Source organism: Bacillus sp. 3G2 (genome assembly GCF_044324725.1).
GTDB classification, from domain to species: domain Bacteria; phylum Bacillota; class Bacilli; order Bacillales; family Bacillaceae_G; genus Bacillus_A; species Bacillus_A mobilis.
The window spans coordinates 3937407-3958593 of record NZ_CP172246.1; the positions used below are offsets into that span (position 1 = coordinate 3937407).

Sequence of the window (21187 nt, forward strand, 5' to 3'; positions counted from 1 at the left end):
AACATGGACTTATATGTATGGAGGTGACCATGATGGTATGGTATGACATTGTATTAAGATTATTTATCGCAATTATTGTAGGTGCTTGCATCGGAATGGAACGGCAATGGAGACACAGGATGGCTGGATTACGGACAAATGCTCTCGTATCACTTGGTGCCTGTATATTTGTTTTATTATCCGTCATGCTTGATCACGATGCTAGCCCCTCACGTATTGCTGCTCAAGTCGTTAGTGGGATTGGTTTTTTAGGAGGCGGCGTTATTATTCGCGATGGTTTTAGTATTAGAGGACTTAATACTGCGGCTACTCTATGGTGCGCAGCTGCTGTTGGTACTCTTACAGGCGCTGGTTTCCTCGTTGCAGCTATATTAGGTGCAACCGGCGTTTTACTGGCAAATATACTACTACGTCCAATCGCTCTCTTTATGAATCAAAAATCAAAAGAAGAATCATCTGAACAAACGAACTACTTCCTTTCTCTTACTTGTTCAGAAGAACATGAAGCCCATATTCGGTTTTTACTTATGCATATGGTCAGTTCTGAAGGCATTGGTTTAAAAGAATTGTATAGTGAAGACGTAGATTCTAAGCAAAAAGTGTGTATACAAGCTACATTACATTGCAATACAAATGCAGCAGTCTTAATTGAAAAAATAGTGAGCAGAATGCTATTAGAAGCTGGCGTTACTGCAGCTGGTTGGAAAACTTCATTAGATTTAGAAGCAAGTTAAAAATGAAAGGTGTCATGATATGTACAGCTTCATGACACCTTCTACATAAACTTATTTTTTAATTTTTGCTGAAAAGACTTTTCTTGCTTACGTAATAATTGACTACCTCGTTGTAAAAGGGGCATTCCATATTTATCATTAATTTGATCGATGACAGCAAGTAGCGGCTCTTCTTTCGCATCTTCTTCAAATGAAAACAAATCTAATTGTTTCACCGATTCTGTCTTCCACTCTATTTCAGTAGCTGTAACACCTAGTAAACGGACGGAATCACCGTCCCAATGTTGCTTCCATAAACGAGATGCTGCCTGAAAAATATCTCGTTCTTCCCAAATCGCATTTTTCAATTGCTTACTCCGCGTTACTGTCCGCCTATCATGATATTTAATCATAATTTGAATATTATAGCTGACAAGAGTTCGCTTTTGTAATCTTTTACTCACTGATTTTGATAGCCGTTCTAACATATCAAGTAATTCTTTCTCTTCATCCATATCCTTTGAAAAGGTCATCGAATTACCAACACTTTTATGTTGTCCCATTTGACTCGGATCAACTTCCCTATCATCCATACCTTTTGCCCGCCGCTTTAAATCAACACCATGCTTTCCAATTTTAGCGCGAATGATATGTTCGTTTCCTTTTGCTAACTGCTCAATTGTTTGTATATGAATATCATTTAATTTTTCAGCTGTTTTTTCTCCAATTCCATGCATTGCTCCAACTGGAAGTGGCCAAATCATTTCTGGAATATCTCGTTTTCGAAGCACAGTAATACCGAGAGGCTTTTTCATATCAGAAGCTGTTTTTGCTAGGAAAAGGTTCGGAGCAATTCCGATGCTACACGGCAGCTGTAACTCTGTTAATAATGCTTGTTGAATCATCTTTGCTATTTCAAGAGGCGAACCGAGTGCGTAACAATCTGTAATATCTAAATACCCTTCATCTATTGAGACTGGTTGTATTTTTTCCGTAAAACGGGAAAGGATTTGAAACATTTGAAATGAAGCTTCACGATATAATGTAAAATTAGGACGCCTTACAACTAATTGTGGGCATAACCTCTTTGCCTCCCAAAGAGGCATCGTCGTACGTATCCCATACTCTCTCGCCTCGTAACTGCATGTTATGATAATTCCTTTTCTTTCTTTTTCATTTCCAGCAACTGCTAATGGCTTTCCTTGTAATGATGGGTCATGAGCAATTTCAACAGATGCGAAAAAACAATTCATATCTACATGTAAAATAACACGACCATTTTTCGGATACATTTCTCGCATAATACTCACCCCTTCAAAGAACATTCGTTCCTTCATTATATCAAATTCATGCACAATATAATAATTACTTATTCTTTTTACCCCTATTTTTGCTATACTTAATACGAGTGATGGATATTATTGTAAAAGGAGTGATTTGTTATGAAATCACACAGTAAACTCAACTATACATTTCTCGTTATTATATTAATCATCTTAATAAATTATTTATTACTCCCTATTTTTGATATAAACGTAGCAGGAATCCTTCCAAGTCTACTGGGCATTATAACCAATGATATACTGCCATGGATTTTCTTATATTGGCTGATCCGCCTTGTAAAAGCAATCGAATCAAAATAAAAAGCGTGTAAATCAATTATGATTTACACGCTTTTTCTATTACATTACTTCGCTACTTCTTCAATAATTGCAACAACTAATTCTGCTGTTTTCGCTAATTCTTCAACAGGAATCTTTTCGTTTGTTGTATGAATTTCTTCATAACCAACCGCTAAGTTAACTGTTGGAATACCGTGTCCTGCAATTACGTTTGCATCACTTCCGCCACCACTTTGGTGAAGAGAAGGTGTACGACCAATATTTTCAGCTGCACGTTTTGCAACTTCTACAACGTGATCGCCATCAGCAAATTTAAATCCTGGATACATAACGTTTACTTCAACATCTGCATGACCACCCATTTCTTTTGCAGTTGTTTCAAATGCTTCTTTCATTTTCGCAACTTGTACTTCCATTTTTTCATTGATTAAAGAACGCGCTTCTGCAAAGATTTGTACATGATCGCAAACGATATTTGTTTGTGTACCACCTTCAAAACGTCCAATATTTGCAGTTGTTTCAGAATCAATACGACCCAGTGGCATCTTCGCAATTGCCTTCGCTGCGATAGTAATTGCAGATACACCTTTTTCTGGGGCTACACCAGCATGAGCTGTTTTCCCGCGAATAATTGCATTCACTTTCGCTTGTGTTGGAGCTGCAACAACGATTTCACCAACTTTTCCATCGCTATCTAATGCGTAACCATATTTCGCTGTAATGCGCTCACGATCTAATGCTTTTGCACCAACAAGACCAGATTCTTCTCCAACTGTAATAATAAATTCAATTTTACCATGCGGGATATTTTTCTCTTTTAAAACACGAATTGCTTCGAACATTGATGCTAATCCTGCTTTATCATCCGCACCTAAAATCGTAGTACCATCTGATACGATATATCCATCTTTAATAGAAGGCTTAATTCCATTACCAGGAACTACTGTATCCATATGAGAAGTGAAGTAAATTGTATCAACACCATCTTTTGTTGCTGGTAAAGTACAAATTAAGTTACCTGCACCATGACCAGTAACAGCCATTGTGTCATCTTCAAATACTTCTACACCTAAATCTGTAAATTTCTTTGTTAATACTTTGCAAATTTCTGCTTCAAATTTCGTTTCAGAATCTACTTGTACTAATTCCATAAATTCATTTACTAAACGTTCTTGATTAATCATAAGACTGCGCCTCCTGCACTACCATTATGTATGTAACACTATTAATTATAACAGAATTTCGCAAAAGTTTCGAAATACAAGACAAAAAACAGACGGTTTATATGTCTAGATAACCATCTGCTTTCTATTACTCATTTAACAACACCCAGCGCATATGATCTTCCCATACTCCATTTACCATTAACATCTTCCTAGACACGCCCTCATATTGAAAGCCTATCTTCGTCACTACTTGTATAGATGCTAAATTTCGCGGCATAATCGGTGCTTCTATACGATGTAACTGAAACTCTTCGAAGGTAACTTGAATAGCTTTTCTAAGCGCTTCTGTCGTATAGCCTTTATTTAATTCTGCCTTATCTAATTTATAGCCGAGCACACAAGATTGATAAATGCCACGAACAATTAAATTAAATGAAATACACCCAATAACTTTTGTATCATCACCCTTTTTAAAAATCCAAAGTCTGATGATTTTACCTTCTGCAAACTCTTTTCTATCCTTTTGTAACTTTTTCTTCTGATAATCTAACGTAAAAAAATCATCCGGTCTATACTCTTCCCAAGCTTTTAAAAATTCACGATTTCTGTCGTAATATTGAAGAACTTTTTCAGCATACGACTCATCAATTTCCCTTAAATGTAAACGATTTGTTTCGTATATTTTCATCATCGTATCTCCATTCTTCAGCTTGCATAGCAAAAAACTTATATTCTATCATTATTATATATTCTCTACATACATACAAATTTCCTGTTATACTTTACACACACTTCTCGAATTTTGTCACTTCTCTCCCCTTGTCCACAATATCATTTCTCGTTACAATGATATTGTACTGATTTGCAAGGAGGTTTAACGATGCATAAAAAAGCTCAAAAAGTTATGGTTTATGTAATGCTAATTTCTATGCTTGTAACAACATTACTTGCTGGCGCAAGTATGTTTTGGTAAAAAGGACGATGTTTTCGTCCTTTTTTTACTTTTTATACATAATAAAATAAACCATCTCGATATCGAGATGGTTTATTTTATATAAAGCACAATCGCTACAATACTAAAGGAAAATGACATTATAAGTGCTGTTATAAAACTTGTATATTGTTTCTGCTGAAATGCTCCAATAACAAAAGTAAGATTGAGTAATGCCATACATACAATTGCTACAAGATAAGAACATATATTAAAAGTTGCCAATATGAATGTAATAACAAATAGAAATCCCATAAAAAATTGCATATACGAAATTTTTGGATTCAAGTACATATGAGCAACCCCTTTATCTAATTTTTATCCCGATTGGTGCGGGCTGATAGTCAGCGGGTAAAAACCTTCCACTGATTAAAGTTTTACTTTATCTTTCTATACTCTCATTAACTCATGGTTATGTACACATGTCAAGACAACTTATTACAATAGAAAAAGCCAACCTTTTCGTTGGCTTTTTCATATGCAATGGCTCCTTTTTGTTTTGCCAATTGCTGAAAGGATTGTTTCGACTTCACAATCCATACTTTCGTTCCAATTGGAATGCGATCAAATAAATACTCCACATCGTTTTTCTTCATTCGTATACATCCTTGTGAAATATACTTTCCAATTGAACTAGGTTGGTTTGTTCCATGTATTCCATATTTACTTCCATCAGTTCCTCTTGCGTTAAATCCAATCCACCTTGACCCAAGTGGATTTTTCGGTGATCCCCCCGGAATATCCTTCGCAATATAATACGGATCCTTCGCTTTCATTACAACATCAAAAGTTCCCTCTGGAGTTAATTCATTTGTTTTCCCTGTCGCTACTGGAAAAACCTTTTGAATCTTTCCATCGTCAATATAAGCTAGTTTATTCGTCGCTTTATTTACAATAATGAAAGGATCTCCGGCACGTGGATTATCACCAAGAGGCCAAATAGGTGATAAAGAAAGACATAATATGAAAGAGAGAAGATACGGCATAAGTAATTCCTACCTTCTATATAAGTTCTTTTATATTATCCTTTCCCTTAAAACGACTTTTAATGAGTAAATATTGCTCCATTTCATACACAAGTTGAACAAGCTTCGCACGTATCTCAAACTCTTCACGTGTAACTGGCAATGGCATGTCTCTAAATAATTCTCTCATTTCTTGCAGCTGTCTTAAAGAAATAACCCCAGTACTCTCAGGGCTAATAGCATTCCCAATGTTTTCAACCACATCTGCAATCATGTCAGCTTGTTCATATGTCCATGATAAAGAAGCTGCTAATGGTATCATCCGCTCTAAAATTTCGAATTGCTGCATACGCATATTAAAGTAACGATAGTAATAGCCATCTTCTCGCATAAATGCATTCTCAAGTTTCTTAAACGATAAATCCCTTGCTTCATTTAGCATATTTTCAGTTTCAATAAGTTCTGCCCCGCTCCAACTACTTTCTCTGTTTCGTAAATAAACGACCATTTCAAACAAAATTGTTTTAAAATTACTTTCTATTGTATCCTGATACTCTTTTAGCTTATTTTCACTACTTGGCATATACATATTCACTAATAAAGCCACGCTAATTCCTATCGTTAATATCGCAATTTCATTTCCAACAATAAGCCATGTAATTTGTTTTAATGAATATAAATGCATCACAATAACTGAACTCGTGACAATACCTTCTTGAATTTTAAGCATAACTGCAGTCGGAATAAATGTAAGTAACAATATACTAATTGCTAGCGGTGTATATCCAATTGTTTCAAAAATACAAAACGCGAATACCATTGATAATACACAAGCTAAAAAACGATGTAACGATACTTGAAGTGATTTACGTTTCGTATTTTGTACACATAATATAACTAAAATGCCCGCTGAACTATAAAATTCTAATCCTAATAACTGAGCAATAAAAACTGCTGCGCCTGTCCCTATTGCTGTTTTTACTGTACGGTATCCAATTTTGAACATAGCACTGCTCCTATATGTATAAACGTATTTACAGTTAGTATAAAAAAAGGATGACACAATGTCATCCTTTTCTACTTATTATTCACGTAACCTTTACATATTACAATATTTTTTGTAAAAATTGTTGCGCACGTTCACTTTTCGGTGCTGCAAAAAATTCTGCTGGCGCACTATCTTCTACAAGTTTTCCACCATCTAAAAAGAGAACACGATCTGCTACTTCTTTTGCAAATCCCATTTCATGTGTAACAATCGCCATTGTCATTCCTGTCGTAACTAATGATTTCATAACTTCTAACACTTCTTTTACCATCTCTGGATCTAGTGCTGATGTTGGTTCATCAAATAACATAACTTCTGGTTCCATCGCTAACGCTCTCGCAATTGCTACACGTTGCTTTTGTCCTCCTGAAAGACGGTTTGGATACGTATCTTTTTTATCTAATAAACCGACCTTTTCTAAAAGGTTCTCGGCTTTCTTATCAGCTTCTTGTTTCGTTACTCCTTTTACATTGATAGGAGCATACGTAATATTTTCTAATACAGTCATATGAGGAAATAGGTGAAAATGCTGAAATACCATTCCGACATTTTCACGAACATGCATAATATTCGTTTTCGGATTCGTTACTTCTTCCGTTCCAATCCAAATTTGACCATTTGTCGGTGCTTCTAACACATTCATACAACGTAAAAATGTTGATTTCCCTGATCCAGACGGTCCAATAATTGCTACTACTTCCCCTTTTTCAATCGTTGTTGTAATCCCTTTTAATACTTCGTTCTTTCCAAATGATTTATGAAGGTTTTCAATTTTAATCACTTTTCTTCATTCTCCCTTCAATTGCCTTCCCGACTAATGTAAGAATAATGACTAGCGTATAATAGATTAGTCCAACAAACAGTAATGGTTCAAGATATTTAAACGTCTCACCGCCTACAATATAAGCACGGCGCATTAAATCTGTCGCTCCTATTACTGTTACTACAGCCGATTCTTTCGTAAGTGTCGCAAACTCGTTCACAAGCGCTGGTAATATATTTTTTAATGCTTGAGGGAAAATAATATTTCGCATCATTTTTCCGTAAGGAATCCCTAAAGCCATCGCTGCCTCTGTTTGTCCATTATCAACCGCTTGAATGCCGGCACGAATTACCTCTGACATATATGCACCTGAATTTAAGCTAAATGCTAATACAGCTGCTACGAATGCTGGTATATCATAACCAATTATTTGCGGGACACCGAAATAAATAATCATTAATTGCAATACAAGTGGTGTACCACGGAAAATTGATGTATAAAAATCTGCCGCTATATTTAATGCTCGTATTCTAGCAATTTTGCAAAGCGCTAATAACGTTCCTAAAATAAATCCTACTAGCGCTGATACTGCTACAATTTTCAAAGTAACTTCTAGGCCTTTTAGTATATATGGTATCGAAGGCGTAATCGCCGAAAAATCTAAGTTCATTCTGTTCATTCCCCTCACAGAAAAGTGAAAGGCAGCTTATTTTTCGCTGCCAAACCATTTCTTCACTAATTTATCCATTTCTCCATTTTCTTGCATTTTTTTAATTACTTTATTAAATTCTGCTGTTTTATCACTGTTTTTCGGAAGGGCAATTGCTGCTCCTACTTCTTCTGGTGCTTCTTGAATTTCAATTCCTTGTAAATCTTTCATTTTCTCTACATAATTTTTAGCAACTGTGTCTTCTATAATTGCAGCGTCAAAACGACCAGCTTTAATTTCTTGTACGATTTCTGGTATACGGTCACGTCCCTCAACTTTGAAATCTACTTGTTTTTTAAATTCTGCCGCTTTCTCTTCTTGAATAGATCCTGTTTGTACCCCTACTTTTTTCCCTTTTAAATCCTCTACAGATTGAATGTTAGAATCCTTTTTAGAAACGACCATGTTTTTCGCAACAAAATAAATATCTGTGAAATCAACATTATTTTTACGCTCTGCCGTTGGCGTCATACCTGCCATTACGAAATCAACTTTTCCTGAGCTAAGAGATGCTAATAAACCACCAAAATCCATATCTTTCACTTTCACTTCATAACCAAGTTCTTTTCCGATATATTTAGCAACATCAACATCAAAGCCGATAATTTCATCACTTTTTGAAGCTTCCACGTATTCATATGGTTTATAATCTGCTGAAGTCCCCATAACCAGTACTTTTTTATTTTTTCCACTAGCCTTTTCTTCCCCATTACTACAAGCGCTGAACATACTTACAATTAAAATAAGTGCAAACGATATCGATAATAACTTCTTCATCTTTCTTCCCCCTAATAATGTATATTTAAAAGTTTAATAGAATATTTATTCGATGTTTGTATTGTATCAGCACTTTCATTTTTATGCAATATATAAAATAAAAATAAATAAAATAACAATATTATCACCGTTTGTAATGCATAAAATAATGCATAAAACAATATAACTATGCATGTCCCATAAAGTGAAACTTTAATCAGTGGGTGTTTTCTTCATCACCCACTGATTATTAGCCCTCACCAATCGGACTTTTATGGGCAGCCCGACCCCCACCTAACTTCTTTGCTTTCGCTGAATTTTCAGGTGGGGGTCTTATTGCCCATTAAAGCGGGATTAATTTTAATACTAAATAAAAAAAGGCGGTACATCCACTTCATTGTGGACGTACCGCCTTTTTGCTTATTTTTTATAGCTCTTCGCAATTATCTTCGAAATAAGATTGTAGCTTTGCAATAACTTGCATTGGTTCATGACCTTCAATTTCATGGCGTTCTACCATCGTTACAATTTTTCCATCCTTTAATAAAGCGAATGATGGAGAAGAAGGTGGATACCCTTCGAAATATTCACGAGCTGTTGCTGTTGCTTCCTTATCTTGACCTGCAAACACCGTTACAAGATGGTTAGGACGTTTATCATAATGTACGGAATGCGCAGCTGCAGGACGAGCAATACCACCTGCACAACCACATACAGAGTTTACCATTACAAGTGTTGTTCCATTTCTTTTAAACGCTTCTTCTACTGCTTCCGGCGTCGTCAATTCTGTATATCCAGCAGAGACAATCTCTTCACGCGCTTGGCGGACAACATCATTCATAAAAAAGTTAAAATTAATCAATCTTTTCCCTCCTCTAAAACTACCTATTTGTATCTTACCAGTTAATGTTTATGAAATACAAGTAAGTTTACTTGTATTTGGGTATAGAAAAGGTGTTAGAGCTCTTGCTCTAACACCTTTTCTTAATGGCCACGATGCTTTTGCTTTGCTTTTTGTACTTTGATTAAACGTCTTCTTTGTTTTTCAGCTTCTCGCATCTCTTTAGACCGCACTTTCTTTTCTTGTTTATGCAGTTCATAAGATAAGCCAATTGCCTCTTGTGCCTTAGTAAAACGTTTTACATTTACTTCTTTTGCCACTTGTCGTATGATACGTTTTATATTTTTTGGACGTTGTTTTTCTTTCACTTCCACACCACATTTTGCAACGTGCTGGAAATATGCTAACATTGGACCATTCACAAATATAAGTACTTCTTCATCTGAAGGTTCCATTCCAAAAATATACCGTGCTCCATACAATTTCCCTTTTTCTTTATGCGTAATAATTCCTACGAAAAATTGACCATCGTGATATACTGTCAAATCCATTGACAGCCCCTCCTTTAAAAAAATTAGAAATACTGGACATCCCGGAGGGGAAGGTTACTGACATGTAATCATGCGTCTGGACTACCGACCAGAACTGTGTTTTTGTATCTCTTTCGTTGTATTATATCTTATTTCCCATAATTTTTATATATTCCACAATCATTTTTTTATGCGATCCTACAATATAGTCAGGTAGTTCTGTTAGTGGGAAGAATGTAAGCTGAACCGCTTCTTCTTTATTCATAACAAACTCCCCTTCATATTCTTCTGTATAATAGGCTGTCGTTACGGATTGAAATTCATCACCATTTGCTAGTTTTGTAAAATAGTTCGCTCCTGAAAATACATTAATTAATCGCAGGTTCTTCACTTCTATTCCTGTCTCTTCATATACTTCACGGCAAGCTGTTTCTTCTGGTGATTCGCCAAGCTCCATTAGCCCGCCAGGCAATCCCCATTTTCCGTAAGGCTCTGTTCTTTGCTGTAATAATACATATCCATGTTCATTTATAACGAGTACAACAGCACCAACTAAAATTAAAGGGCGATGACCAACTACTTTTCGTAACTCCTCTACATATCCCATCGTATCCCTCCTTTTTCGTTGTCCACACTATTGTATCATATGTATGAAACGACAAAATGCGTATATTTTTCATTTTTTTAACAAAATATTTATTTTATGAGCTTCATCTACTGTGGCTAACATAATGGATTCAACTTCTGCACTCTTCTCTAAAAATTCTCTCGCCCACTCTTCTGTTTTTCCTACTAAAGCTAAAACATCTTGCTGAATGCTCCCATCCTTTACTAATACAAAAGAAACTGGAGATCTTCTTCCCGCCACTTTCAGATCAAGCCGTGAAGCTGCTTCATATTGGGGATACTGAAATATAGAAACAACACCGCTTGCTTCCCATAATGCTAATTTAACCGTTTGAATATCGCTCACATTTCGCATACGAAGTTCCGAAAATAAATATTCCACCGTAATTCTCGCTTTTTTCAAATTGCTAAAATCAATGGAACCATTGTGTATAAGAATAATAGGTGCCGGCTCTAAAAAGCGTCTCCATCTATCCCATTTCAACATTAAAACTGAGCTTATAATGTGAAGTACAACGAGTATGAACGTTGTAATCATCGAGCCGAGTAATCCGACCTTTTCATCAGATAATGCGTTAGAAATATTTCCACCAAGCAATAATACTAATACGACATCTAAAAAACGAAGTTGTGCGATGGACCTTTGTCCCATCGCTTTCGCAACTAATATTAAAAATATGTATGCTATAATAGCCCGAATAACCCACTCACTATTAGAAAGATGCCGTGCCCCTTCAAAAATATGCATATGCATCACTTTGCACTCCTTACCCGTCTCAAACTGCTATTCTGTTTTAGTTTGCAACGTTTAAGAGCATATATGTAAAAAAGCTGGTTCGTATTTAAACGAACCAGCTTTTTACTTAACAGAAAACATATACTTTTTATACGTTTTCCGTACCGATAATATGAGACCCATCATAATCATATTCGAGAATAAGGAACTTCCCCCGTATGATAAGAAAGGTAATGCAATCCCTTTTACAGGCATTAATCCAACGATCATACCGATGTTTTGGAATATTTGAACCGTTAATATCCCAATTGATCCAGCACATAATAATGTACCGAATAAATTATCAGCAGAATAACCAATAATAATTGTTCTATATAGTAGTAATAGGAACAAGAATACAACTAAAGCTGCTACGATAAATCCACCTTCTTCGGCAATTGTAGCAAAAATAAAGTCAGTATGCTTCTCAGGGATATAGACGTTCCCTTCACCAAAGCCTTTCCCTTCCATACCACCACTACCTACAGCTAAAATCGATTGCTGTGTTTGATAACCTTGATCTGCATTTTCAAATGGATTTAACCAACCTAAAATACGTGATTGTTGGTGAGGTTTTAGTAACGTAACTAAATTATTAAAGAAGAAATCCTCATACCTTACGTAAATAAATATTAACGCCGATACTATGGTCACCGGAATAATTGTACATAACGCTATCAATTTCTTCTGAATACCTGACATAAATAAAATACATGCAATTGCAGCAGCATATAAGAACACCATACCTGTATCCGGTTGGCTATATACAACAGCCGTAGGAGGAATAGCTACTAACATTACCTTTCCTATTAATATTAGGTCTGTTTTAAATGTTCGAACCATATACTGTGCATTATGCTTTACTGCTAAATTTGCTACTAACATAACCAGTGCAATTTTGAAAAACTCCGACGGTTGAATAGATCCAATTACCGGAAACCTAAACCATCTTTTCGCCCCAAGTATTTCAGGTGTAAAGTTTGAAACTGGTAATATCTTCAACAAAATAATCGAAGCAAATGTAGCAATATACAATGGCCAAGATAATTTTTGTAGCTGATCTGAATCAACACTTGCAACAAGAAGTAACATTACAATCCCAATTATGTAGTTAACACCTTGTTTCAGAGCAAAATTCTCAGCGCCATATTGGCCAGTTTGCTGACTGCTATATATAGCAGCTATACTCGTAACACATAATGCAAACAAAATTAATATTAATTTCACATCTAAACTTTTTAGAAACTCGGTACTTCTTTTCATGACATCCTCCTGAAACATTGTTACAGCAAAATAAAAAACCAGGAGTCAACATTCTTCATGTTTTGACGACTGATTACACATTATCTATAAAACACTTATATAGAATAACTCTCTTTTTCATACAATACAATATATTATACTACAGTTTCGTCAGTAAGATTTGCCAAAAAAATTATTCTTTTCTTATTTTATATCTATATACCATATATCAGCAATGTATTTTCGTAAATTTCTAATACATACTCGTTCATTGTAAGATTGCCGGGAAAAGTGTTGTACATATAGTAGGGTGCAAATGAAGAAAGAAGATGATAAAAAGCTCGCCATAAGCGAGCTTTTTATTAATATACAGATGTATTATTTTCTGACGTATTTTCTAGAATTTCTTTTACACGTCCTAAGAACTTGCCACAAATTAGGCCATCTAGTACACGGTGATCAAGTGATAAACATAAGTTAACCATGTCGCGAGCACCGAACATACCGTTATCCATAATGACTGGGCGTTTTACAATTGATTCAACTTGTAAAATAGCCGCTTGTGGGTAATTAATAATACCCATAGATTGAACAGAACCGAATGATCCTGTGTTATTAATTGTAAATGTTCCACCTTGCATTTCGTCCGCTTTTAACGATTTCGTACGTACTTTTCCTGCAAGCTCTGTAATTTCACGAGCGATACCTTTAATCGTCTTCTCGTCCGCGTGTTTAATTACTGGTACAAATAGTTCGTCCTCTGTTGCAACAGCGATAGAAAGGTTAATATCTTTCTTCTGAACAATCTTATCGCCAGCCCACATTGAATTGATTTGAGGATACTCTTTTAACGCTTGTGCTACTGCTTTTACGAAGAAAGCAAAGAACGTTAAGTTAAAGCCTTCGCGTTTTTTGAAATCACCTTTAATTGAATTACGGTATGACACAAGGTTTGTCACATCTACTTCAATCATCATCCAAGCGTGTGGTGCTTCGTGTTTACTACGTAACATGTTCGCTGCAATTGCTTTACGCACACCTGTTACTGGAATTTCGATATCGCCAGGCATTGTTGGTACAGAAACTGGTTTTGCCGCTTCTACTTTTTGTGCTACTGGCGCTGCTTTTGGTGCTTCTGGACGAGCTACTACTACTGCTGCTGCTACCGCTTCCTCTTTCTTCGCACCTGCTTGCGGAATATTTCCAGATTCCACTAGCGTTAAAATATCTTTACGAGTGATACGGCCATTTGCTCCCGTACCTTCTACTAGATCTAAATCAACGTTATGCTCACCCGCAAGTTTTAAAACAGCTGGTGAAAAACGTGGTTTTCCATCAGTTGGTTGTTTTGCTTTCGGTGCTTTTGCAGACGTAGCTACTTCTGCTTTTGGTTCTTCTTTTGTTTTTTCTTCGACAGCTGTCGCTGCTACTTCATCTGCGCCTTCTACTTGAATAACACAAACTACTTCACCTACAGCTAACGTCTCACCTTCACCAGCGATTAACTCTTTCACAATACCAGTGAAAGAAGATGGTACTTCAGCATTTACTTTATCAGTCATTACTTCTGCAAGCGGATCATACTTATTTACGTGATCGCCAACATTAACGAGCCATTTACTAATTGTACCCTCTGTAACGCTCTCCCCGAGCTGAGGCATTGTGATATTTTCTACAGCCATGTATAGTCCCCCCGATTAAAATTCCGCAAGTTCACGCATTGCTTTTTCAACTTTATCTGGATTTACCATAAAGAATTTTTCCATTGTTGGTGCATATGGCATTGCTGGAACGTCTGGACCTGCAAGACGTGCGATTGGCGCATCTAAATCAAACAGACAGTTTTCAGCAATAATTGCTGCCACTTCACTGATAATACTTCCTTCTTTATTGTCTTCTGTTACAAGAAGAACTTTACCTGTTTTAGAAGCTGCTTCAATAATTGCTTCTTTATCTAATGGATATACAGTACGTAAATCAAGAACGTGTGCAGAGATGCCATCTTGTGCTAACTTTTCAGCTGCTTGAAGAGCAAAATGAACACATAATCCGTATGTGATAACAGTAATATCATCACCTTCACGTTTTACATCTGCTTTTCCGATTGGTAATACGTAATCATCCTCTGGCACTTCACCTTTAATTAAGCGATATGCACGTTTATGTTCGAAGAATAATACTGGATCTTCATCACGAATTGCTGCTTTTAATAAGCCTTTTGCATCATATGGTGTAGAAGGGATAACAATTTTTAAACCTGGTTGGTTTGCAAACATCGCTTCCACAGATTGTGAATGATACAATGCACCGTGGACACCCCCACCAAATGGTGCACGAATTGTAACTGGACAAGTCCAATCGTTATTAGAACGATAACGAATTTTTGCTGCCTCAGAAACAATTTGGTTTACTGCTGGCATGATGAAATCAGCAAACTGCATTTCAGCGATTGGACGCATACCATACATTGCCGCACCAATTGCTACCCCAGCAATTGCAGATTCCGCAAGCGGTGCATCAAGCGCACGATCTTCACCAAATTGATCATACAAACCATGTGTCGCTTTAAATACGCCACCTTTTTTACCAACATCTTCACCTAAAACGAATACTTTCTCATCGCGTTCCATTTCTTCGCGCATTGCTAATGTAATAGCATCAATATAAGACATTACAGCCATGAAACGTTCCCCCCTATTCTGCGTATACGTGCTTCAATGCATCTTCAGGTGCTGCATACGGAGCATTTTCTGCATATTCTGTTGCTTCATTTACGATATGCATAATTTCGTCTAACATTTGTTTTTCAGATTCCTCAGTTAACACGCCAGCTTCTTTTAAATAAGCAGCAAATGTTATAATTGAATCTTTTTTCTTTGCTTCTTCTACTTCTTCTTTATCACGATAAACACGATCATCATCGTCACTAGAATGTGCTGTTAAACGATATGATACTGTTTCAATTAAAGTTGGGCCTTCACCACGACGGCCGCGGTCTGCAGCTTCTTTTACAGCTGTATATACTGCAAGTGGATCGTTTCCGTCTATTGTATATCCAGGCATACCGTAACCAATTGCACGATCTGATACATTTTTACATGCTAATTGTTTTTCAACCGGAATAGAGATTGCGTATTTATTATTTTCACACATGAAAATAACAGGTAGTTTGTGTACGCCAGCAAAGTTTGCGCCTTCATGGAAGTCACCTTGGTTTGAAGAACCTTCTCCAAATGTAACAAACGTTACTAAATCTTTCTTTTCCATTTTTCCAGCTAATGCAATACCAACTGCATGTGGTACTTGCGTTGTTACTGGAGATGATCCTGTCACAATACGATTTTTCTTTTGACCGAAGTGACCAGGCATTTGACGACCACCAGAGTTTGGATCTCCAGCTTTCGCGAAAGCAGACAACATAAGTTCTTTAGCTGTCATACCAAACGCTAGTACAACACCCATATCACGGTAGTATGGTAATGCATAATCTTTCTCTCTATCAAGAGCGAATGCTGCTCCAACTTGTGCCGCCTCTTGTCCTTGACAAGAAATTACGAATGGAATTTTACCAGCGCGGTTTAATAACCACATACGTTCGTCGATTTTACGTGCAAGTAACATCGTACGGAACATCTCTAATACTTGCTCATCACTTAAGCCAAGCTCTTCATGGCGCTTTTCTTTTACTTCTGCCATTTTTCATAACCTCCTAAATCCACATTTTTATGCGTGTAACGCTTTTCCATCTACAGCTAATGCTGCTTCACCAATCGCCTCAGATAATGATGGATGCGGATGAATTGTATGTGCTACTTCCCACGGTGTTGCATCAAGTACTCTTGCAAGACCAGCTTCAGAAATCATATCTGTTACGTGTGGTCCAATCATGTGAACACCAAGAATGTCATTTGTTTCTTCATCAACTACAAGTTTTACAAAACCATCTGATTCGCCGTATACAAGTGCTTTTCCGATCGCACGGAATGAGAACTTACCTACTTTTAACTTATAGCCTTTTTCTTTCGCTTCTTGTTCTGTTAAACCGACAGAAGCAACTTCCGGACTGCTATATACGCATTTTGATACCATAGAATAATCAATTGGTATAACTTCTTTACCCGCAATATGTTCTACTGCAACAATTCCTTCATGAGAAGCAACGTGAGCAAGTTGTAAGCCACCGATTACATCTCCAATTGCGTAAATATGAGATTCTTTCGTTTGATAAAACTCATTTGTTTGAATGTATCCTTTTTCCACAACGATATCCGTATTCTCTAAACCAATATTTTGCGTATTGGCTTGTCTTCCTACAGATACAAGCATTTTTTCTGCTTTAAATTCTTTATTCTCACCGTTATGTTCAGCTTGAATTGTTACTCCATTATCTTTTACCAATGTTTCTGGTAATACTTTTGCACCAGTTACCACTTTAATACCTTTTTTCTTGAATAGACGTTGCATTTCTTTTGAAACGTCCTGATCTTCTAGTGGTAGTATCGTTTTCGCATACTCTAATACTGTAACTTCTACACCGAAGTCAGCAAGCATAGATGCCCACTCAATACCGATTACACCGCCACCAACGATAATAATCGAACTAGGAAGCGTTTCCATTTTTAGAGCATGATCGGAAGACATTACATACTCTCCGTCTAATTCTAAACCTGGTAATGAATTCGGACGAGACCCTGTTGCAACAAGTACATTTTTTGGAATTAACATTTCATTCTCTTCTCCACTTGCAAGTTCAACCGAAATTGTCCCTGGCATTGGAGAGAAAATAGATGGGCCAAGAATACGGCCAATACCTTCAAACACATCAATTTTACCTTGTTTCATTAAGTGTTGAACACCTTTATGAAGTTGCGTTACAATCTTCTCTTTACGCTCTTGCACTTTCGCAAAGTTTAGTTCTACATTACTTGCAATAACCCCGAACTCTTCGCTTTTTTTAGCAGTTGCGTATACTTCCGCACTACGTAAAAGAGCTTTACTAGGAATACATCCTTTGTGCAAACAAGTACCACCAAGATTTTCTTTTTCAACAAGTGCAGTTTTTAAACCTAGTTGCGATGCTCGAATAGCAGCAACATAACCACCAGTACCGCCGCCAACGATGACTAAATCATATTCTCTTGCCATTATCTCAACCCCTAGCTACTGTTTGTTTTTCTCGTACAACATACTCTTTCGGCGCTTCTTCTTCACGTAATACACGAAGTGCTCCTTCTGCTAATGCTTGTAATTCATCTTCCCCTGGATGTACGATAACATCAGCAATCCAGTCCACACGTTCTTTTATTTCATCGACAAGAATTTTACTGTACGCAAGTCCACCAGTTAGAATGATTGCATCAATTTTCCCGTGAAGTACAGCGCTAGCTCCGCCAATTTCTTTTGCAACTTGATATGCCATTGCTTTATAAATAAGAGTTGCTTCAGGATCACCTTTTTCAACCATTTGTTCTACTTTGATCGCATCATTTGTACCGATTAGACTTACAAGTCCACCTTGTCCAACAAGCTTTTTAACCATTTCGTCACGGTAATACTCACCAGAGAAACACATCTCAACTAATTGCCCTACCGGTACTGTACCAGCACGCTCTGGACTAAATGGTCCTTCACCGTTTAAGCCGTTATTCACATCAATAACTTTTCCTTTTTTATGAGCACCAACCGTAATACCGCCGCCCATATGTGTAACTAATAAATTTAAATCCTCGTATTTGTGATTTAATTCTTCAGCTACTTTACGAGCAACTGCTTTTTGGTTTAATGCATGGAAAATGCTTTTACGCTCCATACCAGCAATACCGCTTATACGAGCAATCGGCTCCATTTCATCTACAACGACAGGATCTACTATGAATGCTGGAATATTTAATCCAGAAGCGATTTCATATGCTAAAATGCCTCCAAGATTTGAAGCATGATGACCACTAAATCCATTTTTTAAATCTTCTAACATCGAATCGTTTACTGTGTATGTTCCGCCTTCGATTGGACGGAGTAATCCCCCGCGCCCACAAACTGCATTTAACTTTGAAATGTTAATACCGTGAGAATGTAGAACTTCTAAGATCGTTTCTTTACGAAATTCATATTGGTCGATAATTCTCTTATATTTTCCAATTTGTTCTTCGTCATGACGAATAGTCTCTTCTAAAACGGGTCTTTCATTATCAAAAACACCAATTTTTGTGGATGTACTACCCGGATTAATAACAAGAATTCGATTTAAGGACACTGTTGCTACCTCCACTAATAAATTCAAAAGGAAGTGGAAACCTCATAAGAGGTAACCACACCTTTTGTAAAAGTAATATATGAATGATTAGCGACGGCTAATAATGTCGTGACCGTTGCGTAAGTATGTGCTACGAGAGTTTTTCAAGCTTGCAATGCGCTCTTCAGCTAGACGATCTGCTGCTACATAAGTTGCAATGCCATCGCGTTTTGAAATTTCGATTACTTTTGCAATTGTGTCATAAATTGACTCAACACGTTTTAGTGCACGTTCTCTATTGTATCCATATAACTCGTCTGCTACGTTAATTACACCACCTGCATTAATAACATAGTCTGGTGCGTATACAATACCCATTTCATGAATCACGTCGCCATGACGATCTTCTTTTAATTGGTTATTTGCAGAACCTGCGATTACTTTTGCTTTAAGTTGTGGAATAGTTTCGTCATTAACTGTTGCGCCTAATGCACATGGTGCGTAAATATCACATTCAACACCGTAAATTTCATTTGGTTCAACTGCTGATGCACCGAATTCTTCTACCGCGCGTTGTACAGCTTCTTTATTAATATCTGTAACGATTAGTTTTGCTCCTTCAGCGTGTAAATGTTTGCATAGGTGATATGCTACGTTACCAACGCCTTGGACAGCAATTACTTTTCCTTCTAAATTATCAGTACCGAAAGCCTCTTTCGCAGCTGCTTTCATACCACGGTAAACACCGTATGCAGTTACTGGAGATGGGTTACCAGAAGAACCGAATGATGGTGAAATACCTGTTACAAAGTCAGTTTCTTCGTGGATAATATCCATATCATCTACTGTTGTACCAACATCTTCAGCTGTAATGTAACGTCCGTTTAGTCCTTGGATGTAACGTCCTAATGCGCGGAACATCGCTTCGCTCTTATCTTTACGTGGATCACCGATAATTACTGTTTTCGCACCACCTAAGTTTAAGCCAGCTGCTGCGTTTTTGTATGTCATCCCTTTTGCAAGACGCAATGCATCTTCAATCGCCGCTTCTTCAGAATCATATGTCCACATTCTTGTTCCACCAAGAGCTGGTCCAAGTGTTGTATCATGAATTGCAATAATTGCTTTTAAACCAGATTCTTTATCTTGACAAAATACTACTTGCTCATAATCATATTTTTCTAAGTATTCGAAGATTTCTAATGTCATTGTCGTTTCCCCCTAGTGTTTTACCCTATTTGGTTTATTTTGAAGCAGTCGCAACTGCCAATGCTAATGAATATACTTTTGTTTCTGCTGAATCAGCACGAGACGTTAAAACAATCGGTGCTTTTGCGCCAGCAATCATTGCTCCTACTTTTGCATCCGCAAAGTATACGAGTGATTTGTATAGCACATTTCCAGCTTCAATCGTTGGGACGAGTAAAATGTCTGCCTTACCTGCTACATCACTTACTATGCCTTTATGTTCTGCTGCAATTTGTGATACTGCATTATCTAAAGCAAGTGGTCCATCAACGACACAGTTTTTAATTTGTCCGCGGCGATTCATTTGAGTTAACATCGCTGCATCAATTGTCGCTTGCATCGCAGGATTCACAACCTCTACCGCTGCAATTGGTGCTACCTTTGGCAAATCCATTCCTATTGCCTGGGCAACTTCTACAGTATTCTGTATAATAGCAGCTTTCTGTGTTACATCAGGTGCAATGTTCATCGCTGCATCTGTAACAAAAATTAGACGATCGTAATTTGGAACTTCAAATGCTGCAACGTGTGAAAGTACGCTACCTTTACGAAGTCCCCACTCTTTATTTAATACAGCTTTCAAAATATTTGCTGTTGGGATGTTTCCCTTCATAAGCACATCTGCTTCGCCATTTCTTACAGCTTTAACAGAAAGTTCTGCAGCCTCAGCACTTGATGCTGCTGCAATCACTTCAATATGTTCTGAAGTTTGTAAACCATGTTCTTGTAACATCCCCATTATCTTTTCTTGATTTCCATATAGACGAAATTGAGCTAGCTGTAATGTAATTGCTTTCGCTACAGCTTCAATTACTTCATGATCTTCAGCTACTGCTACAGCCACAGTTTTTTTAGGCTGTCCTGCTGCTTGATCAATTAAGTGTTCTAACTTCATATTTTGTAATCAACCCTTTCCGTCGTCCCTCGTCTTTTTATAAAGCAAATACCGTGCCAACTTT

At 37.0% G+C, this 21187-nt stretch carries 24 protein-coding genes; 3 read left to right on the forward strand and 21 right to left on the reverse strand.

What is annotated here, in order from left to right; all coding sequences use genetic code 11:
• The first annotated feature begins 32 nt into the window (after nt 1-32).
• On the forward strand, nt 33-734 hold the full coding sequence (locus tag ACHZK0_RS20115) for an MgtC/SapB family protein (protein ID WP_270339985.1): 702 nt from the start codon (nt 33-35) through the stop codon (nt 732-734).
• A gap of 41 nt (nt 735-775) precedes the next feature.
• On the opposite strand, the gene ACHZK0_RS20120 is transcribed toward ACHZK0_RS20115, so the two are convergent.
• The gene (locus ACHZK0_RS20120) at nt 776-2014 is read right to left on the reverse strand and encodes a DNA polymerase IV (protein ID WP_270339984.1); all 1239 of its coding nucleotides are present in this window, start codon (nt 2012-2014) and stop codon (nt 776-778) included.
• A 141-nt stretch (nt 2015-2155) separates the two neighbouring features.
• Between ACHZK0_RS20120 and ACHZK0_RS20125 the strand changes: the two genes are divergently transcribed.
• Nucleotides 2156-2356 (forward strand): hypothetical protein, encoded by a 201-nt coding sequence (locus ACHZK0_RS20125; protein ID WP_375810881.1) that lies wholly within the window; start codon nt 2156-2158, stop codon nt 2354-2356.
• 44 nt (nt 2357-2400) lie between these two features.
• Here ACHZK0_RS20125 and ACHZK0_RS20130 read toward each other — a convergent pair whose 3' ends face one another.
• Together ACHZK0_RS20130 and ACHZK0_RS20135 are read right to left on the reverse strand one after the other, a co-directional pair.
• A complete protein-coding gene (locus ACHZK0_RS20130) occupies nt 2401-3519 on the reverse strand; it encodes a tripeptidase T (protein WP_000609805.1) in 1119 nt (372 codons plus the stop codon).
• Nucleotides 3520-3646: 127 nt separating this feature from the next.
• Nucleotides 3647-4192: a GNAT family N-acetyltransferase gene (locus ACHZK0_RS20135; RefSeq protein ID WP_061678089.1), complete on the reverse strand. Its 546-nt coding sequence runs from the start codon at nt 4190-4192 to the stop codon at nt 3647-3649.
• Nucleotides 4193-4381: 189 nt separating this feature from the next.
• Between ACHZK0_RS20135 and prli42 the strand changes: the two genes are divergently transcribed.
• A complete protein-coding gene (prli42, locus tag ACHZK0_RS20140) occupies nt 4382-4474 on the forward strand; it encodes a stressosome-associated protein Prli42 (protein WP_000549040.1) in 93 nt (30 codons plus the stop codon).
• A 72-nt stretch (nt 4475-4546) separates the two neighbouring features.
• Here prli42 and ACHZK0_RS20145 read toward each other — a convergent pair whose 3' ends face one another.
• The 18 genes from ACHZK0_RS20145 to yqiS form a co-directional block, all read right to left on the reverse strand.
• Nucleotides 4547-4786 carry a DUF3894 domain-containing protein gene (locus ACHZK0_RS20145; RefSeq protein ID WP_061678088.1) on the reverse strand — a complete coding sequence of 80 codons (240 nt, stop codon included), beginning with the start codon at nt 4784-4786 and terminating at the stop codon, nt 4547-4549.
• 131 nt (nt 4787-4917) lie between these two features.
• Nucleotides 4918-5478 (reverse strand): L,D-transpeptidase, encoded by a 561-nt coding sequence (locus tag ACHZK0_RS20150; RefSeq protein WP_073516444.1) that lies wholly within the window; start codon nt 5476-5478, stop codon nt 4918-4920.
• 16 nt (nt 5479-5494) lie between these two features.
• Nucleotides 5495-6463, reverse strand: coding sequence for an aromatic acid exporter family protein (locus ACHZK0_RS20155; RefSeq protein WP_000472675.1), 969 nt, complete (start codon nt 6461-6463; stop codon nt 5495-5497).
• A gap of 100 nt (nt 6464-6563) precedes the next feature.
• Complete coding sequence (locus tag ACHZK0_RS20160; protein WP_262740603.1) at nt 6564-7286, reverse strand: amino acid ABC transporter ATP-binding protein; 723 nt, start codon at nt 7284-7286, stop codon at nt 6564-6566.
• Nucleotides 7279-7938 (reverse strand): amino acid ABC transporter permease, encoded by a 660-nt coding sequence (locus tag ACHZK0_RS20165; protein ID WP_262740602.1) that lies wholly within the window; start codon nt 7936-7938, stop codon nt 7279-7281. The genes ACHZK0_RS20160 and ACHZK0_RS20165 overlap by 8 nt, the downstream gene beginning before the upstream one ends.
• Before the next feature lie 36 nt (nt 7939-7974).
• A complete protein-coding gene (locus ACHZK0_RS20170) occupies nt 7975-8754 on the reverse strand; it encodes a transporter substrate-binding domain-containing protein (RefSeq protein ID WP_242240320.1) in 780 nt (259 codons plus the stop codon).
• Nucleotides 8755-9160: 406 nt separating this feature from the next.
• Nucleotides 9161-9574 carry a BrxA/BrxB family bacilliredoxin gene (locus tag ACHZK0_RS20175; protein WP_262740670.1) on the reverse strand — a complete coding sequence of 138 codons (414 nt, stop codon included), beginning with the start codon at nt 9572-9574 and terminating at the stop codon, nt 9161-9163.
• Between the two features lie 143 nt (nt 9575-9717).
• Nucleotides 9718-10125, reverse strand: a complete 408-nt coding sequence (locus ACHZK0_RS20180) for a YjdF family protein (protein WP_395760829.1) — start codon at nt 10123-10125, stop codon at nt 9718-9720.
• Nucleotides 10126-10246: 121 nt separating this feature from the next.
• Complete coding sequence (locus tag ACHZK0_RS20185) at nt 10247-10711, reverse strand: NUDIX hydrolase (protein WP_061678082.1); 465 nt, start codon at nt 10709-10711, stop codon at nt 10247-10249.
• A gap of 69 nt (nt 10712-10780) precedes the next feature.
• A complete protein-coding gene (locus ACHZK0_RS20190) occupies nt 10781-11485 on the reverse strand; it encodes a DUF421 domain-containing protein (protein ID WP_061678081.1) in 705 nt (234 codons plus the stop codon).
• Between the two features lie 105 nt (nt 11486-11590).
• Nucleotides 11591-12769: an FtsW/RodA/SpoVE family cell cycle protein gene (locus tag ACHZK0_RS20195; protein WP_098884377.1), complete on the reverse strand. Its 1179-nt coding sequence runs from the start codon at nt 12767-12769 to the stop codon at nt 11591-11593.
• A gap of 341 nt (nt 12770-13110) precedes the next feature.
• Nucleotides 13111-14430 (reverse strand): dihydrolipoamide acetyltransferase family protein, encoded by a 1320-nt coding sequence (locus ACHZK0_RS20200; RefSeq protein WP_270605891.1) that lies wholly within the window; start codon nt 14428-14430, stop codon nt 13111-13113.
• Between the two features lie 15 nt (nt 14431-14445).
• Nucleotides 14446-15429 carry a 3-methyl-2-oxobutanoate dehydrogenase subunit beta gene (gene bfmBAB, locus ACHZK0_RS20205; protein ID WP_000290073.1) on the reverse strand — a complete coding sequence of 328 codons (984 nt, stop codon included), beginning with the start codon at nt 15427-15429 and terminating at the stop codon, nt 14446-14448.
• 13 nt (nt 15430-15442) lie between these two features.
• The gene (gene bfmBAA, locus ACHZK0_RS20210) at nt 15443-16444 is read right to left on the reverse strand and encodes a 3-methyl-2-oxobutanoate dehydrogenase subunit alpha (RefSeq protein ID WP_061677485.1); all 1002 of its coding nucleotides are present in this window, start codon (nt 16442-16444) and stop codon (nt 15443-15445) included.
• A 27-nt stretch (nt 16445-16471) separates the two neighbouring features.
• Entirely contained in the window at nt 16472-17893 is a 1422-nt protein-coding gene (lpdA, locus tag ACHZK0_RS20215; RefSeq protein WP_395760830.1) for a dihydrolipoyl dehydrogenase, read from the reverse strand.
• 4 nt (nt 17894-17897) lie between these two features.
• Nucleotides 17898-19001 carry a butyrate kinase gene (gene buk, locus ACHZK0_RS20220; RefSeq protein WP_395760831.1) on the reverse strand — a complete coding sequence of 368 codons (1104 nt, stop codon included), beginning with the start codon at nt 18999-19001 and terminating at the stop codon, nt 17898-17900.
• An 87-nt stretch (nt 19002-19088) separates the two neighbouring features.
• Nucleotides 19089-20189, reverse strand: coding sequence for a leucine dehydrogenase (locus ACHZK0_RS20225; protein WP_000171356.1), 1101 nt, complete (start codon nt 20187-20189; stop codon nt 19089-19091).
• A 34-nt stretch (nt 20190-20223) separates the two neighbouring features.
• Nucleotides 20224-21123 carry a phosphate butyryltransferase gene (yqiS, locus tag ACHZK0_RS20230; protein WP_097818210.1) on the reverse strand — a complete coding sequence of 300 codons (900 nt, stop codon included), beginning with the start codon at nt 21121-21123 and terminating at the stop codon, nt 20224-20226.
• Nucleotides 21124-21187: the final 64 nt, after the last annotated feature.